This is a genomic window from Aeromonas aquatilis (assembly GCF_054052405.1).
In genome coordinates this window covers 12,361-35,622 of the sequence record NZ_JBSTYP010000009.1, presented here as the reverse complement: position 1 = coordinate 35,622, position 23,262 = coordinate 12,361, and the positions used below count along the sequence as shown (strand labels likewise).

Here is a 23,262-nt window from a genome sequence, read left to right as displayed (position 1 = left end):
TAACAAAACAGGGCCATATGGCCCTGTTTTTTCTGTTGCTATCGGCTTGAATTACCCAGCCTTGCGGCGCAGATAGACCCCGGCTTCCATGTGATGGGTCCAGGGGAACTGGTCGAACAGGGCGAAGCGGGCGATCTCGTGGGTCTCGCCCAGCACGGCCATGTTGGCCTGCAGGGTCTCGGGGTTGCATGAGATGTAGAGGATGTTGTCGTACTTTTGCACCAGCTTGACGGTAGCATCGTCGAGACCGGCGCGGGGCGGGTCAACGAAGATGGTGTTGCACTGGTAAGCGCCGAGGTCGACCCCCTTGAGGCGGTTGAACTCCCGCTCGCCACGCATCGCCATGGTGAACTCCTCGGCCGACATGCGCAGGATGATCAGGTTGTCGACGCCGTTGGCGGCGATGTTGAACTGGGCGGAGTCGACGCTCGGCTTGGCGATCTCGGTGGCCAGCACCTTGCGGAAGTTCTGCGCCAGCGCGATGGAGAAGTTGCCGTTGCCGCAATAGAGCTCCAGCAGGTCCCCTTCGCTCCCCTTGGTCACATCCAGCGCCCAGGCCAGCATCTGCTCGTTGATGGCAGCGTTGGGCTGGGTGAAGCTGTTCTCCACCTGCTTGTAGATGAGCTGGCGACCCGCCACGTTGAGCTGTTCGATGACGAAGTCATCCCCCAGACAGATCTTCTGCTTGTGGGCGCGGCCAATCAGTTGCAGCTCGAACCCCTTGGCGCGCAGATCGGCCTGCAGCGCTTCGGCGGCCTGTTGCCACTCTGCTTCCAGCTTGCGGTGATAGAGCAGGCTGACAATGATCTGGCCGGACTGGGTGGAGAGGTAGTCAATCTGGAACAGCTTGCGACGCAGCACCTGATGGGGACGCAGCCCCTCCAGCAGCAGCGGCATCAACTGGTTGATGAGGCGGCTGGCGGTAGGGAAGTGGTCGACCTTGATGATCTCTTTGGTCGCTGGGGCATACATGCAGTGGAAGAGGTCATCCCCTTCGTGCCAGATGCGAAACTCGGCGCGCATCCGGTAGTACTCGGCCGGCGAGCTGTGCACTTCCAGCGCCGGGAGGGTGAAGCCGGCAAACAGCCCGGTGAGGCGAGCGCTCTTTTCGTCGAGTTGGGCTTGATAATCGGCAGGGGTTCGAGGCGCCGGAGCGTTCGCGGAAGGCTGTTGGGACTGGGTCATAAATACCTCACATGCACACCGGCCGGGCCGGGTCGAAATCGGGGGAAGGCAACAGGCCACCCAAAGGGGCCCGATTTTAAAAGCCAACCGCAGATTGTCCAGTATTTTGTGGTCAAGAAGTGTTCAGTCAGGCCGATAGTAGATCTACAGGCATGGTGGGAGGACACATTATGCAAATCGAAGGCGTGGGCGCAGCCCAACCCAAGGGAGTGGGTGTTTCTCCCAAATCGCCCCAACAGGCGGAGCAGAAACAGGTCAAGAGCGAGGAGGAGGTCTCCTTGCACAAGCCCCCGAAGTGGGCGCAGGTGCTGATCCAGCAGGCACTGCAGTTCTCGCTGGAGATCAACGGTCAGGGCTATCAGGCACCGAAGGTCAAGGAGCCCGAGGAGATCACCCCGGAGACCCTGTTCGACTTCCAGTCGGTGGCGGACAACGTGCTGCAGTTTGTGACCGGGCGGCTGGGTGCCGCGCGGGCCGATGGCAAATCCGATGACGACCTGACCGGGATGATGGAGCAGGCCCGCAAGGGGATCGACAAGGGCTTTGGCGAGGCGAAAAAACAGCTCGGCAAGTGGGCGACCGACAACGAAGATATCAAGACCGGTATCGATCAGAGCTACAAGCTGATCCAGAAAGGGCTCGAGGAGTTCGAGAAGGAGTTCTTCGGCAAGGTCTCTCCGACCGACATGGGACAGGCCGAGATGGCCAGTCGCCAGCAGGGTTATCTGGAGATCCAGACCAAGGATGGCGACAAGGTGGTGCTGCGCTTCAAAGATAGCTGGCAGACCAAGTCCCAGAGCAGCGAGAGCGGCAGCCAGTTCAGCCTCAAGTCGAGTCAGAGCTTCAGCTTCTCGCTGGAGGGAGACCTGAACAGCGAGGAGATGGAGTCCATCGGCAAGCTGGTCAAAGGGATCGACGAACTGGCGGGGAACTTCTTCTCCGGCAACTTCGAGGATCTGCTGGAGAAGGCGGGCGAGCTGAAACTGGATGACTCCCAGCTGGCCTCCTACTCCCTCAAGCTCAAGCAGAGCGTCAAGCTGAGCCAGACCTATCAGGGGGCGCACTCCCTGCAGGATCTGATCAAGCCGTTTGCAGACTACCTGCCGAAGCTGGATCAGGTGCAGAAACAGGCAGATAGCCTGCTGCCACCATCCCAGCAACAGGCGCTGACTCCGGCCGTGCTGGCCGCGAGAGGGGAAGGAGAACCGGCACAGGTCGATCGCTTCACCAGCTTCAACCAGCGGATGCTGGAGGCGCTGCGGATGATCGGCCAGTTCCAGCCGTCCACCGAGCCCGCCAGCAAGCGCGTCTGAGCCACAGCGCGTAACGCAAGTAATGACCTGCCGTTTGCCAGCCCTTCCCGGGGCTGGCAAACTGGCCTTTTCTCCAATCCGGTTGCCCCATGAACCCCAAGAAGCCAAGAGACAAGCGCGAGCTCTGCTACCCCTTTATCTTCGAAACCTCGCTCAAATGTGATTTTGAAATCGCCACCGACGAGCTCTGCTGTCAGGTTGGAGCCGTGCTGTCACACCTTGCGCCGGATGCCGATACCGAGCCCATGCTGGTGGATCTCGCGGCGTTGCAGCGACTTATCTACAACCTAAACGGCTCGGTACGCGGCAAGCTGGGGATCTTCGATGCAGACCTTGAGTGGCTCAAGGCCCGTTACGACCACTACAACGAGGCGAGTCGCGGCAGCGTCACCGGTTTTGTGCTGCCACAGGGGCCGCAGCCCATCCCCACCCTCCATCTGTGCCGCTGTGGCAGCAAGAAGGTGGTGCGGCTGCTGGTCCGGCTGGAAGAGAGCGAGGTGGCCTTCGATCCCATTCTCTATCGCTTCGCCAACCTGCTGGCCAACTTCTTCTTCGTGCTCACCGTCTACCTCAAGCAGCGCTGGCAGGTGCCGGAAGTACCCTACGTCAGCATCAACTACTGATGGTGGCTGGCTAAGGGCCAGACGTCATGGTGGATTGAACGGAATAAAAAACCGGAGCCTTGCTGCTCCGGTTTTGCATTTCAGCGCGTCAGTTGCCCACTCAGCTGGAGATCAGCACCCGGGCCGAGTTGGCGGGGATGGTGAGCTGTACCTCGCCCTGCACCACTTCGAACTTCTCGCCGTTGAAGGCATCGGTGAAACGGCTGGCGGGGCTCGCGGTCTGCCACAGGGGCAGGCTGATGGTGCGCGGCTCGCTCGGATGGCGGTTGCAGGCCACTACCACCTGATCGCTTTGCAGGGTACGGGCGAACACATAACTGTGGGGCCCGGCGTAGAGGGTCTGGATATCGCCACGGCGCAGTGAGGGGCGCTGGCGGCGGATCTGGATCAACCGGCGATAGTGGTCGTGCAGCACATGATCCCAATCTGTGGTATTCCACGGGAAGCAGCGGCGACAGTCCGGATCGTTGCCGCCGGATAGTCCCACTTCATCGCCGTAGTAGATGGAGGGCACGCCGATATAGGTGAGCAGCAGGGTGGCGGCCAGCTGCATCCGCGGTTTGTCCTCTCCCAGCAGGTGGAGGAAACGGGCGGTATCGTGGCTGTCCAGCAGGTTGAACTGGGCCAGCTGGTTCTTGAACGGGATGTGGGCCCGCGCCAGCTTGAGCCAGCGATCCAGCTCTTCGGCGCTGATCTTGATGGGGTGGTAGGCGATATCCTGCCCCGCCAGAAAGGCGCGGATCGGATGGGCGAAGCCGTAGTAGTTCATGGCTCCGTCCTCCTGATCTCCTTGCAGCCACTGGCTCGCCTCGAAGAAGTGTTCGCCGAGCACATAGGCGTCCGGGTTCTCCTGCTTCACTGCCCCGCGAATGGCGCGTACATGGCTGCGGTTGCCCTCGGCGGTGCCGCGCTCCCCCAGCATGTGGATGACGTCAAAGCGCCAGCCATCGATCTGGTAGGGGGCGCGCATCCAGTAACGGAGGATGGCGTCGTCGGCCCGATAGACGGCGTCCTGCACCTTCTCGCAGGAGAAGTCGAGCTTGGGCAGGCTGCGAATGCCCTTCCAGCTGACGTAATCCCCTTCTTTGTCAAAGGTGTAGAAGCTGCGCCACGGGGAGTCCGGGTTGCTCTGGGCGCCCAGTGGCGGGCAGAACCAGGGATGCTCGGTAGAGGTGTGGTTGACCACAGCATCGAGGATGATCTTCATGCCGCGCTGGTGCAGGTTGCGGGTCAGCTCGGCGAACTGTTCGTTGCTGCCGAGATGGGCATCCACTTTGAAGTAGTCCTGGGTGTCGTACTTGTGGTTGCTCGGCGAATCGAAGATGGGGTTGAGGTAGAGCGCCGTCACCCCGAGGGATTGCAGATAGTGCAGCTTGGCATCGATGCCCGCCAGATCGCCGCCGTAAAATTCGCAGGCGCCGTGGCCCTCTTCATGACGACTGACCGGTTCGCCCCACGCCTTGCTGATGACGGCCTTGCCGCGATATTCGTACTCGTGATGCTTGACGCTGAGCGACGGATCGCCGTTGCAGAAGCGGTCGGGGAAGATCTGGTAGAACACCTGATCCTGCACCCAGGCCGGTGGCTGGTGCAGGCTGTTGAAGCGAAAATGTTGCTCCCGTGGCGGCATGGACGCGCTGACGCCCGCCCCGTGCAGCCACCACTGCTCCTCGTCGGTGAGGCACTTGAAGCTGTAGAGGTGGATATCCTGTCCCTTGATGAGCGGCAAGGTCGCCTGCCACACCTGCAGCCGATCGCGGGTGGAGACTGCTGTCATCGGGAGCAGGTACTCCTCGTTATCCGGCTCGTGGCGCAGCCATACCTTGCGGATCGGCGCATCCAGTTCGGTGAACAGGGTCAGTTGCAGTGCGTCGGCGCTCTCTTTGAACCAGGGCGCCACCTGGGGATGAAACAGAAACGGATGGGTCATGATGCTTATTGAGTCAGAATATCGGCGAGGGCATTACCCTGTTCATGCAATGTTTCGAGCTGGCCTGCCAGCGACTTGGGATCCAGTCCCAACTGGTCGGCGAGCGGTTTGGGGAAGCGGGCGATGATGGCCTGGGCAGGCACGCCCGCGTTCCAGGCGAAGGAGATAAAGACCGCCAGACGGATCAGCACCGCCTCCTTGCTGACCGGATCGTGGGAGAGCGGGTCAAGCTGTTGGGAGATGGCATCGACGAAGGCCTCGGAGAGGTTCCAGCGCCGCGCCAGCTCGGCACCGAGCTGGGCATAGTCGTAGCCCAGCATCTCCCGCTGGGCCTCGACTCGGCTGCTGCCGTTCTGGAGCGCCATGTTGATAAGCTCGGCCTCTTCCGGCAAGGTGCTCTGGATAAGCAGCTCGCCGATGTTGTGGATCAGGGCGCAGGTGAAGGCGGTCTCGGGATCCATCACCTTGGCCTCCTGGGCCAAGGTTTTGGCGATGGTGGCGACCTGGAAGGTCTCGGTCCAGAACTTGTTCTTGTCGAAGCTGGGCGGGGCCTTGAAGGTGCCGATGATGCCTGAGGCGACCACCACGGAGCGCAGCCGGTTGAAGCCGAGCCGGATCACCGCCTGTTCAATAGAAGTCACTTCGTTGCCCCGGCGCAGGGCGGCCGAGTTGGCCATCCGCAGCACCTTGACGCTGATCACCTGATCCATGGCGATCTTGGCCGCAATCTGGTCGATGCGGGCATTCTCGTCGTTGAAGCTCTGCATCAACTCGTGCAGCAGCTTGGGAATAGTGGGGAGTTGTTTGATCTTGTCAAACAGACGATCCATCGACATGGCTGAGGCAGCCTCCGTTGCAAACTCTGCCTCATATTGTGCCACAGCCGGACAACATGTTCCTGTTTGTGATGCGGCTTTGTGAGCGCTAGAACACCCAGTCGCGCAAGGTGTATTCCAAACGGTGCTGTTTGCCCTGCAGGATCAGGTTCTGACTGGTGCCGCTCAGGGTGGCACCCTCGGTCAGGGTGGTCAGTACGGCCTGTTCGATAGTGTCGAGCGGCGGCATGCAGGCCATTTCGGTGCTGCCCAGACTGGTGACCCACAGTTTGTCATCTTCCAGATGGCCCTGACCGAAGTAGCGGTTGCAGCCAGCGATGCCGTTGACAGTGAAGTGTTCGCCGATCTCGAAATCGGGGGGATTGTCGCGGGGAGCCTCGATCGGTTGGCCATCCAGTTTGCTCAGAACCCAGTGGTGATGTTGCAGATCTTGCTGAACAAAGGCGGTCGAGCTGCAGCCAGCGAGCAGTAACAGGGGGATCAGCAAAAAGGGCAATCTGGGCATGAGGGGGCTCCGGTTGGGGGAGCGTCAAGAATACCCTTTTTAGGCAGTCGGGAGCAGGGCGGGAGAGGGGACGACCGACCGCTTCTGTCGCCCCTTGTCCCGCGCGACTGTCGCTTAATGGCAACACCCTGGTGATGTTGCCATCGATTTACGCTATCTCAGGGCTCAGTTGGCGAACAGCCGCTCGGCATAACGGGCAAGACCCGCGGCCACCGAGCCGAAGTCATCCCCCCCCTCAAGCGGGATGGACGGGAGCTTCTGGCGGATAAAGCTGGCGATCAGCGGCGAGCGGGCGCTACCGCCGGTGACGAAGATGCGATCCGGCTGCACACCGGCGGCGGCAATCGCTTCGTCCATCAGCTCGCCAATCTTCTCCAGCAGCAGGGCCGAGGCACCGGCCAGCTGTTCACGGGTCAGTTCCGCTTCCAGCCCTTTTTCCAGCTCGGCCAGCGACTGGCGATTGAGCTCCTGCTCCGAGAGGGCGATCTTGCCCTGCTCGGCACGCCACACCAGCTGGTGGCTCAGCTTGTGGGCCCGCAGGCTGGCCAGACGCCCCAGCTTGCTGCCGGGCTGGCTGTCGAGCTGCAGATCCTGTAGCTGGCGGGCGGTGTCGAGGCTGTAGAAGCGGCTCTGGGCGCTGACGTCGTTGATGGCGGCTGCATCCCAGAACAGCGGGTGGGGTAGCGGCTTGCCGGTCTTCAGGGTCTCGTGCATGCCGAGCAGCGGCATCATCCCCTCTACCGTCAGGCGGATATCGAAGTCGTTGCCGCCGATCCGCTGGCCGCTGTGGCCGAGTAGATCGCCGCTGCGATCCAGCTGATCGCGGTAGCTGGGCCCCATCCGCAGCATGGAGCAGTCGGTGGTACCGCCGCCAATATCCACTACCAGCACCACGGCGTCTTCGGTGAGGCGCGCCTCGAATTCAAACCCGGCGGCCACCGGTTCATAGAGGAACTCCACCTGCTCGAAGCCGGCCAGACGGGCCGCCTCGGTCAGGATGGCGATAGCTTGCTGGTTGCTCTCTTCCCCTGCCAGGCCCTGGAAGTTGACCGGGCGGCCGATCACCGCCTGGCGGATCGGGGCGCCGAGTTGCTGCTCCGCCTGCTGGCGAACGTGGAGCATCATGGCGCAGACGATATCTTCAAACAGGGCGATCTGGGGGGCCTTGAGGCCATAAGCGCCGAGGAAGGATTTCGGCGATTTTATGTAGTAGCCGTCGTCCGGCTCTTCCAGATAGCGCTCCAGCGCGGCACCGCCAAAGCTCAGCTCGTCGATCAGTCCCTCTTCGCGCATCTGGCGGCGAACCATCTGGGCGCGGGTGACCACGGGGCCACGTAGCTTGAGGTACTCCGCCTGCTGGGCGGGGGCCAGCCCTTCGGCCAACAGACCGGCGATAGCATCCCGGTGGGGGGCATGCAGGGTGGAGGGGAGATAGCGGGATGCGCCAAGATTCAGCAGCCTGGGGCTACCTTGCTCCATCACGGCCACGGCACAGTTGGAGGTGCCGTAATCAAATCCGATAAACATGGGCGCCAGACTCCTGAATAAAAAAGGGGGGCTAGCCTACCCGAAGGCGCCGGGTCTCACAACCCGGCACCCCGGATATTGAGGGCGCAGGGGAAAATACACAGGGGGAGCATATTGGTGTGGAAAACAGAGGGAATGGCTCCCTCTGTCGTTCATGGCTACGGGTGCGAGAGGATTACTCCACTTCGTTATCGCAGCGACCCTGGTTGGTGATGGCCTGGATGTTGCCGAGGGTAGTGTCGGCAATGGCGTGCAGTGCTTCGCGGGTCAGGAATGCCTGATGGCCGGTAAACAGTACGTTGTGGCAAGCTGACAGGCGGCGGAACACGTCATCGGTGATCACCTCGTTGGACTTGTCGGCGAAGAAGAGATCCTCTTCCTCCTCGTAGACGTCCAGCCCCAGCGCGCCGATACGGGAGGTCTTGAGCGCCTCGATGGCGGCGTTGGAGTCGAGCAGGCCGCCACGGCTGGTGTTGATGATCATCACCCCGTCCTTCATCTTGGCGAATGCCTCCTTGTTCAACAGGTGGTAGTTCTCTTTGAATAGCGGGCAGTGCAGGCTGATGATGTCGGATTGGCGGAACAGGGTATCGAGGTCCACGTACTCGGCTCCCAGCTCGATGGCTGCCGGATTCTGGTAAGGATCGTTGACCAGCAGGCGAACCCCGAAGCCCTTGAGGATGCGCAGGGCGGCCAGACCGATCTTGCCGGTGCCGATAACGCCGACCGTCTTGCCATGCATGTTGAAGCCGACCAGCCCTTCCAGCGAGAAGTTGGCATCGCGGGTGCGCTGATACGCCTTGTGAATACGACGGTTGAGACACATCATCATGCCCACCGAATGTTCGGCCGTCGCCTCGGGGGAGTAGGCCGGAACCCGCACCACCTTCATGCCCAGCTCCTTCACGGCCGCCAGGTCAACGTTATTGTAACCGGCGCAGCGCAGGGCGATCACCTTGGTGCCGTTGGCGGCCAACTCGGTCAATACCTCGCGGTCGGCATCGTCATTGACGAACAGACACACCACCGGGAAGTCGTGGGCCAGCTTTGCCGTCTTGGCTTCCAGCCGCACATCGAAAAACTCCAGTTCAAAGCCAAATTGGCTGTTGGCATGAACGAAATGCTCTTTTTCATAGCTCTTGGTACTGAATACGGCGACTTTCATGGTGTGCTCTCCTCAGATGATTTGTCGTCAAATTACAACAAAGCCTGTTAACTATCACCGGACAAACCGGCTGGTTATTGCCCCCATGGCATGATGGGAACGGCGCTGACTGCACTCTTGTACGAACCATCCACCAGCTTGGTGCTGTAGGTCAGGTAAACCAGTACATTGCGCTTCTGGTCGTAAAAGCGCACCACTTTCTGCTCCTTGAACACCAGTGAAGTGCTGACGTCGAACACCTCTTCCCCTGCTTTCAGCTTCGCGGGCAGGGTGATGGGGCCAATCTGGTGGCACGACAGGGAGGCGTGAGAGGGATCTTCCGCCAGCCCGAGCCCGCCTTTGACGCCACCAGTCTTGGGGCGTGCCAGATAGCAGGCGACGCCGTCGATGCGCGGGTCGTCGAACGCCTCCACCAGGATCTTGTGGTTCGGGCCAAACAGCTTGAAGGCGGTGCTCACTTCACCGACCGGGTCGGCCTTGTCGGCCAGTGCCGGGCCGGCAAACAGGGCCCCCAGCAGCAGGGGCAGGGCGCGGCGCAGTGCATTATGTCGCGTGTGGTTATGTGTCATGGTCTCTCCTGTTGGCCCGGCACTCCTCAATAGGGAATGCCCAGGCGACGATAGAGGCTGGCAAGCACCCAGGCGGGGCCTATCAGCAGAAATTGCAGGTCGGCGAGGAAGGAGGGGCGTTTGCCCTCGATCTTGTGGCCGACAAACTGGGCTATCCAGAGAATCACGAACGCCGCCACCGCGGGCCACAGCAGCGGCCCCTGCCATTGGTGGCAGATCCACAGTCCCAGTGCGGTCAGCCCGGCCATCCCCGCGAACAGCGAAAACGACAGCTGCAAATAGAACAGCAGCACCGGAATGGCTGCCACTGCCGCCCAGTTGAGGGGCTCTGGCAAGGGCCCGTGTGGCAGACACCAGAGCAGCGCCAGCGAGCAGAGATAGATGCCCGGCACCGCCAGTTTGTGGATGGCGACGTTGACCGGATGGCGATGACTCGAGCCGTACTGCGCAAACCACTCTTGGATTCCCTTCATGGCACCTCCCTGGCGCACTGTGTTCTCGCAGCCTGACCTTCGTGGTCAGGCGCTCGGGATGATTATCCCTGCGGTGGATACTCCCAATATTGGGCCGGAATGGATTTTAGCAATGGGGTCATATCCGGATTGGGCAGGGCGATGGTGACCCGCTGATCGAGGTTGGCGCTGGCGAGCGCTTCGCGGATCTTGGGGTTGTCCTTGAAGAACTTCATAAAGCTGCCATCGGCATAGGCCCGCTCCAGCCCGGTCTGAATCGCCTTGGCCAGCTTGGGGTATTCGGGGCTAACGAAGAAGAACTGGGCGAAGGGGTAGCTGATCAGCAGATGCTGCTCGATGGCGAGGTTGGGATACTGCGCCACCAGCTCGCTGCGCTCGGCGAAGATCTCCACCAGGGCGCGCGGGAAGAAGTCGATCTTGTCGCCGTCGTTGATAAGGCGAAACAGACTGCTGTAGCGACCGGAGTAGGTCGGGATGCCCGCATTTTCCAGAATTTTGTTATCGGCCCAACCGACCCCTTGCGCCGCCTTCAGCTGTTTGAGGTCGGCCAGGGTATTGATCTGGTTGAACTTTTCTTGTGCATCCGCGTGGATGAATGACAGCCGCAATCCTTCCAGCCCGCGAAACAACGGAATGGGGACGGCAATCAGGGAGGATTCGAGTGCGCTGGAGGTGCCCATCCAGAAGACGTTGATGGTCTTGCCCTTGCTCAGCTGCTGCTGGAGGGTGAACTGGTTGAGGTCGAGTTCGACAGGCTGGATGCGAAAGGGTTGCCCGGCGCGGGTCAGGGCCAGTTCCAGCAGCTTGTACTGGTACTCCTGGTCAAGATTGTTGACGGGACGGCTGGGGACCTTGACCGTCAGAACCTGTGCTTGTGCCAGCAGCGGCAGGCACAAACACAGCTTGATGAGCCATTTCACTCTCTGTTCTCCTGTAGATTCCGGAACCTGTCCGGAGTCTAACAGAACTTGTCACCCTCTTGCTGCAGGGCGGTGTGCAAGATTTGAGCGCAGGCCCTGCCTTGCTGGCCGCCTGTTGCACCAGCATGGTGACGGTTCTTCGGAGGATCAGGCGACGCGACGGAACACGTGGGTATCGTTAAATTCCTTGGTGCTCTGGCATTCGACGCAGAAACGGGATTCCGGACGGGCTTGCAGCCGCTTGAGGGAGATCTCGTCACCGCAAGATTCGCAGTAACCGAAGTCCCCTTCGTTCATTCGCTTCAATGCGCCTCGCAGTTTGCGCAGGTGCAGCTTGTCGTGCTCGATGCGGTTCAGCTCCAGACGGCGGGCTTCCTCGATACTGGCACGGTCAATTTCATCAGCCATCTCGTTGGTGTCGGTGGCGATGGCCTGGCTGGCCTGGGAGTTCAGGCGCTCTTCGAGCTCGACGATCTGTCGCTCGATCTGCCCCTTGTAAAAGGCCAGTTGGTCTTCAGTCATGAAATCACACATACGATTAACTACCAGTCAGTTTACTAACCCAATTATCCCTGTTTATGGGGGCTGTCTGCCTACAGACCAAGCCCTTGTATCCCGATTTGCACCTGTTTCATGCAAGAGAGTGCAAATCAGGGCGGGCCTTGTACCAAAAAAATGCAGCCAAGCAAAGCAAATAGCATAAGGATTGTGCGCCCTTGCAAAAAAATGGCCCGTTCCGGTGGGGGATCGGTCAGGATCCGGCACCTGCTTCCCCCCTCTGTTGGCATCGGCTTTGCAAAGCTCTGCAAGGGCTGGATCGGCGGGCTTCGTCCTGACTTGAGTGTTTAGTATTTGGTGCCGCATTGGTCATTATATGCGCCGTTATTTATAGTTTTTTAAACACATCCGCTTGACATTGCCCTTGATGGCGGGCTTTTATGGTGATGTTGATTACAATTTTATAACAAGGGTGTTCCATATATTAGACACCCTTGCCAATGGCAACCGTAAAGTCGGGGTTTAACATGGACAGTATCAAAGGCTGGATGGAGAGCAATCGCATCACGGAAGTGGAGTGTCTGTTCCCGGATTTCACCGGCAACGCCCGGGGCAAGATCATCCCAGCCAACAAGTTTTTGCGCGAGGGGGGCATGCGTCTGCCCGAGGTGATCTTCACCCAGACGGTGACCGGCGAATATCCGGATGACGACAGCATGATCGACCCGCTGGAGCGGGACATGCAGCTCTATCCCGACCCCAACACCATCCGTTTTGTCCCCTGGGCGCTGGAGCCCACTGCACAGGTTATCCACGACTGTTTTGACATCAACGGCAAGCTGATCGACATCGCGCCACGTTCCGTGCTGCGTCGGGTTCTGTCATTTTACGAGAAGCAGGGCTGGAAGCCGGTAGTCGCTCCTGAGCTGGAATTCTATCTGGTCAAACGCAACGAAGACCCCGACTATCCGCTGGTGCCGCCGGTGGGACGCAATGGCCGCCCGGAGACCGCCCGCCAGTCGTTCAGTATCGATGCGGTCAACGAGTTCGACCCCATCTTTGAAGACATGTATGACTACTGCGAGGCACAGGAGCTGGAGGTGGACACCCTGATCCACGAGTCGGGTGCCGCCCAGATGGAGATCAATTTCCTGCACGGCGATGCCATCGATCTGGCGGACCAGGTGTTTCTGTTCAAGCGCACCATGCGGGAAGCGGCCCACAAACACGGCATCTACGCCACCTTTATGGCCAAGCCGATGAGCGACGAGCCCGGCTCAGCCATGCATATCCACCAGAGCCTGGAAGATGTGAACGGCCACAACCTGTTTGGTACCGCGAGCGGCGGCAACAGCGAGCAGTTCATGCACTTCATCGCCGGTCTGCAGAAATACACTCCGGCGGTGACCGCCCTGCTGGCCCCCAACGTCAACTCCTACCGCCGCCTTACCTTTGGCGAGAGCGCGCCGCGCAATGTCCAGTGGGGCGTAGAGAACCGCACCTGCGGCCTGCGGGTGCCCTTCTCCGACCCGAGTGCGCGCCGGGTGGAGAACCGCTTCGCCGGTGCCGATGCCAACCCCTATCTGGCGCTGGCCGCCACTCTGGCCTGTGGCTATCTCGGCATGATGGAGAAGCTGGAGCCGCTGCCGGAGATGAAGTCGAGCGCCTATGACCTGCCCTACAGCCTGCCCCGCTCGCTGGAGGAGGCGCTCAGCCATCTCGAACAGTGCGAGCCTATCAAGGAGATGCTGGGCGAGCGCTTCACCCGCGCCTTCGTGGCGGTCAAACGTAAAGAGTACGAGACCTACTTCGGGGTGATCAGTCGCTGGGAGCGGGAGTTCCTGCTGCTGAACGTTTGATCCCCCTGTAACGGGGAGGTCGGAGTCGGCCTCCCCGATCCCTGTATCGAAGAGACCTGAACGCGAGTCAGGTGGCGGCAGCCACCTGTGAGTGGTTGTGGCTGCGAGCATGCAAGTCCGCCTGACTACCCACCTGACTGTTTGACGACTGAATCATGCCAAATCGAAGGCGCAGGGGAGTAACGAATGCAGCAGACACGCCGTGAGTGACTGTGGCTGCGAACGTGCCGACTCACCTGAATATTTGACGACTGAATCTTGCTAAATCGAAGGAACCGAGGAGCAACACATGCAGCAGACAACCCGTGAGTGGCAACAACTGGATGCCAGCCACCACCTGCACCCCTTTACCGACTTTCAGGCCCTGAACAAGAAGGGCTCGCGCATTATTACCGAAGCCAGCAGCGTCTATCTGGAAGACTCCGAGGGCAAACGCATTCTCGACGGCATGGCGGGCCTGTGGTGCGTCAATATGGGCTATGGCCGCCAGGAGCTGGTGGATGCCGCCACCCGCCAGATGCAGCAGTTGCCCTACTACAACCTCTTCTTCCAGACTGCTCACCCGCCGGTGATCGAGCTGGCGACCCTGCTGGCCGAGGTGACGCCAGCCCATCTCAACCACGTCTTCTTCACCGGCTCCGGCTCCGAGTGCAACGACACCGTGCTGCGGATGGTGCGCCACTACTGGGCCAGCAAGGGTCAGCCGGCCAAACAGGTGATCATCAGTCGCCATAACGCCTATCACGGCTCCACCGTGGCGGGGGCGAGTCTGGGTGGCATGAAGGGGATGCATGCCCAGGGCGGCCTGCCCATTCCCGGCATAGTGCACATCGACCAGCCCTATCACTTCGGTGAGGGGCAGGGGATGAGCGCCCACGAGTTCGGGCTGGAGCGGGCCCGTCAGCTGGAGCAGAAGATTCTGGAGCTGGGGGTGGACAAGGTGGCCGCCTTTATCGGCGAGCCGATCCAGGGGGCGGGTGGCGTCATCATTCCGCCTGACAGCTACTGGCCAGAGATCCAGCGCATCTGCGATCACTACGGCATTCTGCTCATCGCCGACGAGGTGATCTGCGGCTTTGGCCGCACCGGCCACTGGTTTGCCAGCGAAGGGTTTGGCATCAAGCCGGACCTGATGTGTCTGGCCAAGGGGATCACCTCCGGTTATCTGCCGCTCGGCGCTGTGATGGTGAGCGACCGGGTCGCCAAGGGGCTGGTGGAGGAGGGGGGCGAGTTCAACCACGGCTTCACCTACTCGGGCCATCCGGTCTCCTGCGCCGTGGCGGTGGCCAACATCCAGCTTATGCAGAAAGAGAGCATAGTTAAGCGAGTGCATGATACTATCGGCCCCTATTTGCAGCGCCGCTGGGCCGAGCTGGCCGATCATCCGCTGGTGGGGGAAACCCGTGGCCGCGGGCTGGTGGCTGCGCTGGAAATTGTGCAGGACAAGCAGACCAACCGGCGTTTTCCGGCTCAGGCAAATGCGGGGATGACTTGCCGGGAGTTCTGCTTTAACAATGGCTTGGTGATGAGGGCGGTAGGCGATACCATGATCATATCGCCCCCCTTGGTCATCACCGAGGAACAGGTTGATGAATTGGTCGATCTGGCCAGGCGCAGTCTGGATTTGACAGCCGCGAAGCTGAAGGGTTGAGGCAGGTCGGGCAGGTTGGCATGCGCATACAATTTGCTTAGGAGACAAGGATGATGTCTTTCAAAACAGGAGTGATCGCTGCCTCTGTGGCTCTGGTCATGGCAAGTGCCGGAGCAATGGCTGAAGAGAAGGTGCTGCACGTCTACAACTGGAGCGACTATATCGCGCCGGATACTCTGGATAACTTTCAGAAGGAGACGGGGATCAAGGTGGTCTACGACGTGTTCGACAGTAACGAGGTGCTGGAAGCCAAGTTGCTGGCGGGTAGCTCAGGTTACGACATTGTGGTGCCATCCAACCCCTTCCTGGCCAAACAGATCCGGGCAGGGGTGTTCCAGAAACTGGACAAGTCCAAGCTCTCCAACTGGCAAAATATGGATCCCAGCCTGCTCAAGGCGCTTGAACCGAGCGATCCGGGCAACCAGTACTCCATCCCCTACCTGTGGGGCACCATCGGCTACGCCTACAACGCCGAGAAGGTGAAGGCGGTGCTGGGGGCTGATGCGCCTGTCAACTCATGGGATCTGGTGTTCAAGCCGGAGAACATGGCCAAGCTGAAAGAGTGTGGCGTCTCCTTCCTCGATTCGCCGACCGAAATGCTGCCGGCTGCCCTGCAATATCTGGGCTTCAAGCCGGATAGCCAGAAGCCGGACGAGTTGAAAAAGGCCGAGGCGCTGTTCCTCTCCATTCGCCCCTATACCGCCTACTTCCACTCCTCCAAATACATCTCGGATCTGGCCAATGGCAACCTCTGTGTGGCGGTCGGTTACTCCATGGATTTACAGCAGTCCAAGGCGCGGGCGGAGGAGGCGAAGAACGGCATCGCGCTGACCTATACCATTCCGAAAGAGGGGGCGGGCAGCTTCTTTGACATGATCGCCATTCCGGCGGATGCCAAGAACGTTGAGGCAGCCCACACCTTCATCAACTACCTGATGAAGCCGGAGGTGATTGCCAACATCACCAATCAGGTGCATGCGCCCAACGGCAACAAGGCGGCGACTCCGCTGGTGGATAAGGCAATCAGCACCGATCCGGGTGTTTACCCCGACTCGGCGACCCTGCAGAAGATCTACACCTTCCCGGATCTACCGGCCAAGGTGCAGCGGGTAATGACTCGCAGCTGGACCAAGATCAAGTCCGGCAAGTAAGTAATGAATGCCCCTCCCGGTCCGCAGTTCGGCCGGGAGGGTAGTGATGCCATCCATCTGGATGGGCCGCGCGAATGGATGCGCAGACGGTCAACCACTGAACAGGAGAACTGACACCGTGAATACAACCAGATTGCTAACCATAGCGCTGACCATGGGATTGGCGAATGTGGCCCAGGCTGCCCCTGTGCTGCACTTCTACAACTGGTCAGACTATATCGGCGAGACTACCCTCAGTGATTTCCAGCAGGCGACCGGGATCAAGACCGTCTATGACGTGTTTGACTCCAACGAAACCCTGGAAGGCAAGTTGCTGACGGGGCGGACCGGTTACGATCTGGTGGTGCCCTCCAATAATTTCCTGGCCAAGCAGATCCAGGCGGGAGCCTTCCAGAAACTGGATAAATCCCTGCTGCCCAATCTGGCCAACCTGGACCCCGTGCTGCTCAAGCAGCTCGACAAGGTGGATCCGGGTCATCAATACGCGGTGCCCTATCTGTGGGGCACCAACGGCATCGGCTACAACGTCGACAAGATCAAGGCGGTGCTGGGGGTCGACAAGATTGACTCCTGGGCCACCATCTTCGAGCCGGAAAGCATGGCGAAACTCTCTCGCTGCGGCGTCGCCTTCCTCGACTCTGCCGACGAGATGATCCCTGCTGCCCTCAACTACCTCGGACTCGATCCCAACAGTCATGCGACGGGGGATATCAAGCAGGCCGAGGCGCTGCTGCTCAAGGTGCGGCCCTATGTGGCCTACTTCCACTCCTCCAAATACATCGGCGATCTCGCCAATGGCGACATCTGCGTGGCTGCCGGTTTTTCCGGCGACATCTTGCAAGCCGCTGCCCGCGCCGATGAAGCTGGCAAGGGGGTGGAAATTGCCTACAGCATTCCGAAAGAGGGGGGCAATCTGTGGTTCGACATGATGGCGATCCCGTCCGATGCCACCAATGTCAAAGAGGCGCACGCTCTCATCAACTACGTCCTGCAGCCCGAAGTGATCGCCAAGGTCAGCGACTATGTGGGCTACGCGAATCCCAACTCAAGGGCGGGCGAGTTTATGGATGAGGCGGTGCGCAACAATGAGGAGGTTTATCCCCCTCAGGCCGTGCTGGAGCGACTCTATGTGCAGGAAGCACATCCCCGCTCGGTACAGCGTCTAATCACCCGGAGTTGGACCAAGATCAAGTCCGGAACCTAACCTTGGTGCCCTTCGGGGGCGCCAAATCGCTTTTATGGATCGGCCGCGAGGTCGGTATCACGTTGGGGAGTTTGGTAATGGCGATAGCCTCCAGTGCCTACAAGAAAGCCCTTGAGGGCAGTCAGCAGCGCAAAGAAGTGCTGGTGAAGATTGATCGGGTAAGCAAGCAGTTCGACGAAACGCTGGCGGTCGATAACGTATCTCTCAATATTCACAAGGGGGAGATTTTCGCCTTGCTCGGCGGGTCCGGTTCCGGCAAATCGACCCTGCTGCGGATGCTGGCCGGTTTCGAACGCCCGACCGAGGGGCGGCTGTTCCTCGACGGGGTCGACATCACCGACATGCCCCCCTATGAACGCCCCATCAACATGATGTTCCAGTCCTACGCCCTGTTCCCCCATATGACGGTGGCGCAAAACATCGCCTTTGGCCTCAAGCAGGATGGCCTGCCCAAGGCCGAGATCGATGCCCGCGTGGAGGAGATGCTCAAGCTGGTGCAGATGACCCAGTATGCCCGTCGCAAACCGCATCAGCTCTCCGGTGGCCAGCGCCAGCGGGTGGCGTTGGCTCGTTCCCTTGCCAAGCGTCCCAAACTGTTGCTGCTGGATGAACCCATGGGGGCGCTCGACAAGAAGCTGCGTTCCAAGATGCAGCTGGAGCTGGTAGAGATCATCGAGCGGGTCGGGGTTACCTGCGTCATGGTGACCCACGATCAGGAAGAGGCCATGACCATGGCGGAGCGGATCGCCATCATGCACCTCGGCTGCATCGAGCAGATCGGTAGCCCGATGGATATCTACGAGACTCCGGCCAGTCGGCTGGTGTGCGAGTTCATCGGCAACGTCAACCTGTTTGACGGCCTGCTGGTGGAGGATGAGCAGGACCACGCTACTATCGCCTGCGCCGACTTGGAACAGCCCATCTATGTGGGCCACGGCATCAGCTCCCGCGCCGAGAACAAGAAGGTGACCTACGCCCTGCGCCCGGAAAAACTGCTGATGAGTCTGCAAAAGCCGGAGGAGATCGAGCACCCGGACTTCAACTGGACCAAGGGTGAGGTCTATGACATCGCTTATCTGGGCGGTCACTCGGTTTATCACATCCAGCTGCCCTCGGGCAAAATCGTTCAGGCTTTCATCGCCAATGCCGAACGCCACGGCAAGCGGCCAACCTGGGATGACCAGGTGTTCCTCTATTGGGAAGATGACAGCGGCGTGGTGCTGCAATCATGACGATCTTGCAACGACTGAAGCGGGTCGGTGGGCGCCGATTGGTGATCGGCATCCCCTTCTTCTGGCTGTTCCTCTTCTTCCTGCTGCCCTTCGTCATCGTGGTGAAGATCAGTTTTGCGGAAGCGGATGTGGCGATCCCGCCTTACACCGATGTGGTGAGCTGGGCCGACAATCAGCTCACCATCCTGCTCAACATGGGCAATTACCTGCTGCTGCAGGAGGATGAGCTCTATATCGCGGCCTATCTGGGCTCCCTCAAGATGGCCTTCGTCAGCACTTTGCTCTGCCTGCTGATTGGCTATCCAATGGCCTACTCCATTGCCCGGGCCAACAAGGAGACCCAGACCGTTCTGCTGCTGCTGATCATGATGCCGACCTGGACCGCCATTCTGATCCGGGTCTACGCATGGATGGGGATCCTCAGCAACAACGGCCTGCTCAATAGCGTCTTGCTGGGGATCGGGGTGATCGACGAACCGCTGCAGATCCTCAACACCAACCTGGCGGTCTATATCGGCATCGTTTACTCCTACCTGCCCTTCATGGTACTGCCGCTCTACGCCAATCTGGTCAAGCATGACCAGAGCCTGCTGGAGGCCGCTTCCGACCTGGGGGCCCGCAACCTGACCCGTTTCTGGCAGATTACGGTGCCGCTCTCCAAAAACGGCATTATCGCCGGCTGCATGCTGGTGTTCATTCCGGTGGTGGGGGAGTTCGTTATCCCGGAAATGCTGGGCGGCCCGGAGACCCTGATGATCGGTAAGGTGCTGTGGCAGGAGTTCTTCAACAACCGCGACTGGCCGGTCGCCTCTGCGCTGGCGGTGGTGATGCTGGCGGTGCTGATCATTCCGATCATCCTCTTCAACCGTAACCAGGCCAAAGAGCTGGAGGGCAAAGCATGATGAAAACAGCGTTGTTCAATCCTGTCTCCATCCACTGCAACCGTAACCAGTTCAGAGCACTGGAGGGCAAGGCATGATGAGACGTTTCGGCTTTGCCAAACTGATGCTCTGGCTGGGGCTGCTGTTTATCTACCTGCCCATGATCATCATGGTGATCTACTCCTTCAACGCCTCCAAGCTGGTGACGGTGTGGGGTGGTTGGTCGCTCAAGTGGTATTTCGGCCTGCTCGACAACAAGCAGCTGATCGGGTCTGTGTTCCGCTCGCTGGAGATCGCCTTCTACACCGCGATCGCCGCGGTGGCGCTGGGGACTGTGGCGGCTTTTGTGCTGACCCGGATCCCGCACTTCCGTGGCCGCACCCTGTTCGGCGGTATGGTGACGGCACCGCTGGTGATGCCCGAGGTGATCACCGGTCTGTCGCTGCTGCTGCTGTTCGTGGCGATGGCCCAGCTGGTAGGATGGCCCGCCGAGCGTGGCATGCTGACCATCTGGGTCGCGCACACAACCTTCTGTACCGCCTACGTGGCGATCGTGGTGTCGGCGCGGTTGCGGGAGCTGGATCTCTCCATCGAGGAGGCGGCGATGGATCTTGGCGCCAAGCCGTGGAAGGTGTTCTTCCTGATCACCATCCCGATGATCGCCCCCTCGTTGGCGGCAGGCGGCATGATGTCGTTCGCCCTGTCGCTGGATGATCTGGTGCTGGCGAGCTTCGTCTCCGGCCCGGGCTCCACCACCCTGCCGATGGAGGTCTTCTCGGCGGTGCGGCTCGGGGTAAAACCCGAGATCAACGCAGTGGCCAGCCTGATCCTGCTGTCGGTATCGCTCTTTACCTTCGGCAGCTGGTATCTGATGGCCAGGGCAGAGAAGCGCCGTCGCGCCGAGATCGCCATGACCACCCAGATGCAGGCCGTGGTCTGACGCCATGATAAGATCCGCCTACTCTCGTCAATCTGGAGGATGAGTATGCGGATCTCCCTTTTTAGCGGTCGTGGCACCGAGCTGGTGCCCGGCCTCACCAGCGCCATTCACAAGCAACCGATCTCTGCACCAGTTCGCTGTACCTTTGCCGGTCTGGAAGGGGATGAGCAGTGTGACCTGCGCCACCACGGTGGCCCGGATCGGGCGCTCCACTACTATCCGGCCGATCACTATCTCTGGTGGCAGACCTGGCAAACCGCGCTGAGCTTGCCTGCGCCACGTACAGCCTGGCAACCTGCCGCCTTTGGCGAGAACCTCTCCGGTATCGGGCTGACCGAGGCGCAAGCCTGTATTGGCGATGTCTATCGACTCGGTGAGGCGCTGATCCAGATCAGCCAGCCGAGATCCCCCTGTTTCAAGCTCAACCAGCGCTTTGGCTATGGCCAGATGTCGCAGGTGATGCAACTGAATGGCCGTTGTGGCTGGCTGCTGCGGGTACTGGAGGAGGGCATGATCGCGCCTGACACGGCCATGGAGCTGGTAGACAGACCCTATCCCGAACTGACGGTGAAGCGCACGGCGGACATTCTGTTCAATCAGGTGCGCAATGAAGCGGATCTGCTGATGTTGCTGGAGAATCCTGCTCTCTCCCCCAACTGGCGCCAGCATGCAGCCGACTGGCTGGAGCATGGCTCTGTGGCTGATTGGCAGCGCCGTCTGCTGGGGCCCGAATCGCTGCGCTTGCCTTGAGGCAGAGTTAGCGGAATGTCACTATCCGGCTGCAGCCCGGTAAACGGGTGAAAAGAGTGCTGAATAGTTGAGCAAACGGCACTTTTTTCCTGCCAAATGCAAAAAAGGCTTGTGTCGGGTCGGGGCTTTCGGTAAATTCCCGTCCCGCAGACATCGGTGTGTAGCGCAGCTTGGTAGCGCACTTCGTTCGGGACGAAGGGGTCGGAGGTTCGAATCCTCTCACACCGACCAAATTTGAAAAGGCCGCTCAATAGAGCGGCCTTTTTGCATTTCGCTTTCCTGCTTTCTCGCTTCACTTTACCTGCCGACCTGCCGACCTGCCGACCTGCCGACCTGCCGACCTGCCGACCTGCCGACCTGCCGACCTGCCGATAACCCAAGATTCAACGGGCAATTATTGCTTGTTAGTGTTGCGGGTTCACGGCACGCGGCGCCACACTTTGCCTATCCGCTATCCGCTATCCGCTATCCGCTATCCGCTATCCGCTATCCGCTATCCGCTATCCGCTATCGGTTTTCAGCTTGTGATGGCAACCCACTTTTATTCCGGTCAGGAAGGGATAGAGGGGTGATAAGTTGGGGGGATATGAGAGGGCGGGTAAAGATTAGAGATAAGCAGGTGTCCGGGTCTTAGTTGACCACAACAGTTTGTGGTGCGTTGGGTTGTCGATAGTGTGGCGGTTGCGGACATTAAAAGGGCCACCGCTCGGTGGCCCATCGGTGGAGTCTGATCCTGACTCCGGCACTCTAGATTGTGGCAATCTCGCTATGGGTCTTGTCTATGGTGCCCTCCTTGCGCGCCAGGCGCTTACTCAGATATGCCAGTGCTGATGCCGCAAAGCCTTGAAACTGTGTTGAGGCAGCAAGGCCGCGTGCTTGGGGTACTCACTAATGAAATGTTCTATTCCCTCCATCAGTTGTGCACGTAATGAAATCACGGGCTCATGCCAGGCTTGCAGGCATAGATGGCCGGGGATCAACTGCTCCTGATAATCTTCCAGCAGCTGCTCTGGCCAGGGTTCAATACCGGAATTGCGTTGCAGTAAATAGTGGGCGGCGGGTTCACGGGCATAAATGAACTGAATTTGGGCCAGATCGCGTTGGCATAGCGTTTGACTGTTGATGTGACAGGTCAAATATTTTCCCGTTTTCAGGTCCAGAAAGTGACCGCGTTGCCGACAGGGTACGATGCGATACCAAGGCAGGGGTGAGGAGAGAGAATACCCCTCAAGCTCCTGTTCCAACCAGTGGCGACACTCGGGTGTCTGCACCTCGTCGAGCATGGACTCGAGCTGTGTCAACAAGGCTCTGGATGGTTTGATGGCCAGTTTCGCACTCATCGCCTGCAATCCTCCCTCTGCACACAATCCCGACTATCAGTATGGACCTTGTTCGGCCAGAGGGGGTAAGGAATCTAATGATTAAAAGTGGATTAGCCGCGTGGTTTTTATGCACTAACTTGGTTCAACCCACCAGATAGGTGCCGGTGCCGAAGGCAATGTGGGTGCCCTCTTCGTTGTGCAGCTCCATCCGGGCAACGGCGACCTTGCTGCCAGCCCGGATGATGTGGGCGGTGGCGATAAACTCGTTACCGCGCCCCGGGCGTAGGTAGTCCACCCGCAGATCGATGGTGCCGAGGCGGGCGAAGCGCTCCTTGAGATAGCTGGGGGAGAACTCCTCCAGCTCGTCGATGCAGGAGGCGGCGACGATCATGCCGCCCGCCACATCGAGCAGTGTGGCGGTGACGCCGCCGTGCAGGATGTTGTGGAAAGGGTTGCCGATCAGCTTGTCGTCCATCTTGATGCGCAACTCCACCTTGTCGAAGTCGTAGTGAGTCACCTGCATGCCGATCAGCTTGTTGAACGGCATCTTCTCGGCAAACAGGTTGGCAATGCCACTGAGCGCCATCTTCTTGAGCATCTGTTTCATTCTCTGATCCCAATCCTTGTCATCAAAGCCGAGTAAAAACTCCAGCCAGTCTGCAACAGTTCTTTAACAGTCGCAATGGCAGGTTTATTGTGGGCGGCGGCTGCTTTAGAATGGCGACCCC

At 59.8% G+C, this 23,262-nt stretch carries 22 protein-coding genes and 1 tRNA gene; 11 read left to right on the top strand and 12 right to left on the bottom strand.

Annotation, left to right across the window (positions count from 1 at the left end; genetic code table 11):
- Positions 1–51 precede the first annotated feature (51 nt).
- Positions 52–1,185: a tRNA (uridine(54)-C5)-methyltransferase TrmA gene (gene trmA, locus ACW5W8_RS04935; protein WP_498626697.1), complete on the bottom strand. Its 1,134-nt coding sequence runs from the start codon at positions 1,183–1,185 to the stop codon at positions 52–54.
- 170 nt (positions 1,186–1,355) lie between these two features.
- Here trmA and ACW5W8_RS04930 point away from each other — a divergent pair, with 170 nt between their 5' ends.
- Both ACW5W8_RS04930 and ACW5W8_RS04925 read left to right on the top strand, forming a co-directional pair.
- Positions 1,356–2,498: a DUF5610 domain-containing protein gene (locus ACW5W8_RS04930; RefSeq protein ID WP_498626696.1), complete on the top strand. Its 1,143-nt coding sequence runs from the start codon at positions 1,356–1,358 to the stop codon at positions 2,496–2,498.
- A gap of 89 nt (positions 2,499–2,587) precedes the next feature.
- Complete coding sequence (locus ACW5W8_RS04925; RefSeq protein WP_201937662.1) at positions 2,588–3,121, top strand: cobalamin adenosyltransferase family protein; 534 nt, start codon at positions 2,588–2,590, stop codon at positions 3,119–3,121.
- Positions 3,122–3,221: 100 nt separating this feature from the next.
- On the opposite strand, the gene malZ is transcribed toward ACW5W8_RS04925, so the two are convergent.
- The 9 genes from malZ to ACW5W8_RS04880 all read right to left on the bottom strand — a co-directional run bounded on the left by malZ (position 3,222) and on the right by ACW5W8_RS04880 (position 11,580).
- Positions 3,222–5,051, bottom strand: coding sequence for a maltodextrin glucosidase (gene malZ / locus ACW5W8_RS04920; protein ID WP_498626695.1), 1,830 nt, complete (start codon positions 5,049–5,051; stop codon positions 3,222–3,224).
- A gap of 5 nt (positions 5,052–5,056) precedes the next feature.
- Positions 5,057–5,887, bottom strand: coding sequence for an HDOD domain-containing protein (locus ACW5W8_RS04915; RefSeq protein ID WP_498626693.1), 831 nt, complete (start codon positions 5,885–5,887; stop codon positions 5,057–5,059).
- An 88-nt stretch (positions 5,888–5,975) separates the two neighbouring features.
- Complete coding sequence (locus tag ACW5W8_RS04910; RefSeq protein WP_064339147.1) at positions 5,976–6,392, bottom strand: META domain-containing protein; 417 nt, start codon at positions 6,390–6,392, stop codon at positions 5,976–5,978.
- Positions 6,393–6,557: 165 nt separating this feature from the next.
- A complete protein-coding gene (gene yegD, locus ACW5W8_RS04905) occupies positions 6,558–7,919 on the bottom strand; it encodes a molecular chaperone (RefSeq protein ID WP_498626691.1) in 1,362 nt (453 codons plus the stop codon).
- Positions 7,920–8,094: 175 nt separating this feature from the next.
- Positions 8,095–9,084 carry a 2-hydroxyacid dehydrogenase gene (locus tag ACW5W8_RS04900; protein WP_498626690.1) on the bottom strand — a complete coding sequence of 330 codons (990 nt, stop codon included), beginning with the start codon at positions 9,082–9,084 and terminating at the stop codon, positions 8,095–8,097.
- 74 nt (positions 9,085–9,158) lie between these two features.
- Complete coding sequence (locus ACW5W8_RS04895) at positions 9,159–9,653, bottom strand: CreA family protein (protein WP_498626688.1); 495 nt, start codon at positions 9,651–9,653, stop codon at positions 9,159–9,161.
- A 26-nt stretch (positions 9,654–9,679) separates the two neighbouring features.
- A complete protein-coding gene (locus ACW5W8_RS04890; protein WP_498626686.1) occupies positions 9,680–10,126 on the bottom strand; it encodes an Mpo1 family 2-hydroxy fatty acid dioxygenase in 447 nt (148 codons plus the stop codon).
- 62 nt (positions 10,127–10,188) lie between these two features.
- Positions 10,189–11,046 carry a type 2 periplasmic-binding domain-containing protein gene (locus tag ACW5W8_RS04885; RefSeq protein WP_498626684.1) on the bottom strand — a complete coding sequence of 286 codons (858 nt, stop codon included), beginning with the start codon at positions 11,044–11,046 and terminating at the stop codon, positions 10,189–10,191.
- 147 nt (positions 11,047–11,193) lie between these two features.
- A complete protein-coding gene (locus ACW5W8_RS04880) occupies positions 11,194–11,580 on the bottom strand; it encodes a TraR/DksA family transcriptional regulator (RefSeq protein WP_033136328.1) in 387 nt (128 codons plus the stop codon).
- 491 nt (positions 11,581–12,071) lie between these two features.
- Between ACW5W8_RS04880 and ACW5W8_RS04875 the strand changes: the two genes are divergently transcribed.
- The 9 genes from ACW5W8_RS04875 to ACW5W8_RS04835 all read left to right on the top strand — a co-directional run bounded on the left by ACW5W8_RS04875 (position 12,072) and on the right by ACW5W8_RS04835 (position 21,443).
- Positions 12,072–13,403: a glutamine synthetase family protein gene (locus ACW5W8_RS04875; RefSeq protein WP_498626682.1), complete on the top strand. Its 1,332-nt coding sequence runs from the start codon at positions 12,072–12,074 to the stop codon at positions 13,401–13,403.
- Positions 13,404–13,692: 289 nt separating this feature from the next.
- Positions 13,693–15,054, top strand: a complete 1,362-nt coding sequence (locus ACW5W8_RS04870; RefSeq protein ID WP_498626681.1) for an aspartate aminotransferase family protein — start codon at positions 13,693–13,695, stop codon at positions 15,052–15,054.
- Positions 15,055–15,107: 53 nt separating this feature from the next.
- A complete protein-coding gene (locus tag ACW5W8_RS04865) occupies positions 15,108–16,205 on the top strand; it encodes an extracellular solute-binding protein (RefSeq protein ID WP_498626761.1) in 1,098 nt (365 codons plus the stop codon).
- Between the two features lie 118 nt (positions 16,206–16,323).
- Positions 16,324–17,409: a polyamine ABC transporter substrate-binding protein gene (locus ACW5W8_RS04860; protein ID WP_498626679.1), complete on the top strand. Its 1,086-nt coding sequence runs from the start codon at positions 16,324–16,326 to the stop codon at positions 17,407–17,409.
- Positions 17,410–17,486: 77 nt separating this feature from the next.
- Positions 17,487–18,641: a polyamine ABC transporter ATP-binding protein gene (gene potA / locus ACW5W8_RS04855; protein WP_005340704.1), complete on the top strand. Its 1,155-nt coding sequence runs from the start codon at positions 17,487–17,489 to the stop codon at positions 18,639–18,641.
- A complete protein-coding gene (locus tag ACW5W8_RS04850; RefSeq protein ID WP_498626678.1) occupies positions 18,638–19,543 on the top strand; it encodes an ABC transporter permease subunit in 906 nt (301 codons plus the stop codon). The genes potA and ACW5W8_RS04850 overlap by 4 nt, the downstream gene beginning before the upstream one ends.
- A gap of 73 nt (positions 19,544–19,616) precedes the next feature.
- Positions 19,617–20,462, top strand: coding sequence for an ABC transporter permease subunit (locus ACW5W8_RS04845; protein WP_498626676.1), 846 nt, complete (start codon positions 19,617–19,619; stop codon positions 20,460–20,462).
- A 45-nt stretch (positions 20,463–20,507) separates the two neighbouring features.
- Positions 20,508–21,212, top strand: coding sequence for an MOSC domain-containing protein (locus tag ACW5W8_RS04840; RefSeq protein ID WP_498626675.1), 705 nt, complete (start codon positions 20,508–20,510; stop codon positions 21,210–21,212).
- Between the two features lie 154 nt (positions 21,213–21,366).
- Positions 21,367–21,443: transfer RNA gene (locus ACW5W8_RS04835), tRNA-Pro, on the top strand.
- A 581-nt stretch (positions 21,444–22,024) separates the two neighbouring features.
- Here the strand turns inward: ACW5W8_RS04835 and ACW5W8_RS04830 are convergent.
- On the bottom strand, positions 22,025–22,552 hold the full coding sequence (locus ACW5W8_RS04830) for an AbiTii domain-containing protein (protein WP_005356927.1): 528 nt from the start codon (positions 22,550–22,552) through the stop codon (positions 22,025–22,027).
- 124 nt (positions 22,553–22,676) lie between these two features.
- On the bottom strand, positions 22,677–23,141 hold the full coding sequence (locus ACW5W8_RS04825; protein WP_042054246.1) for a thioesterase family protein: 465 nt from the start codon (positions 23,139–23,141) through the stop codon (positions 22,677–22,679).
- Positions 23,142–23,262 lie beyond the last annotated feature (121 nt).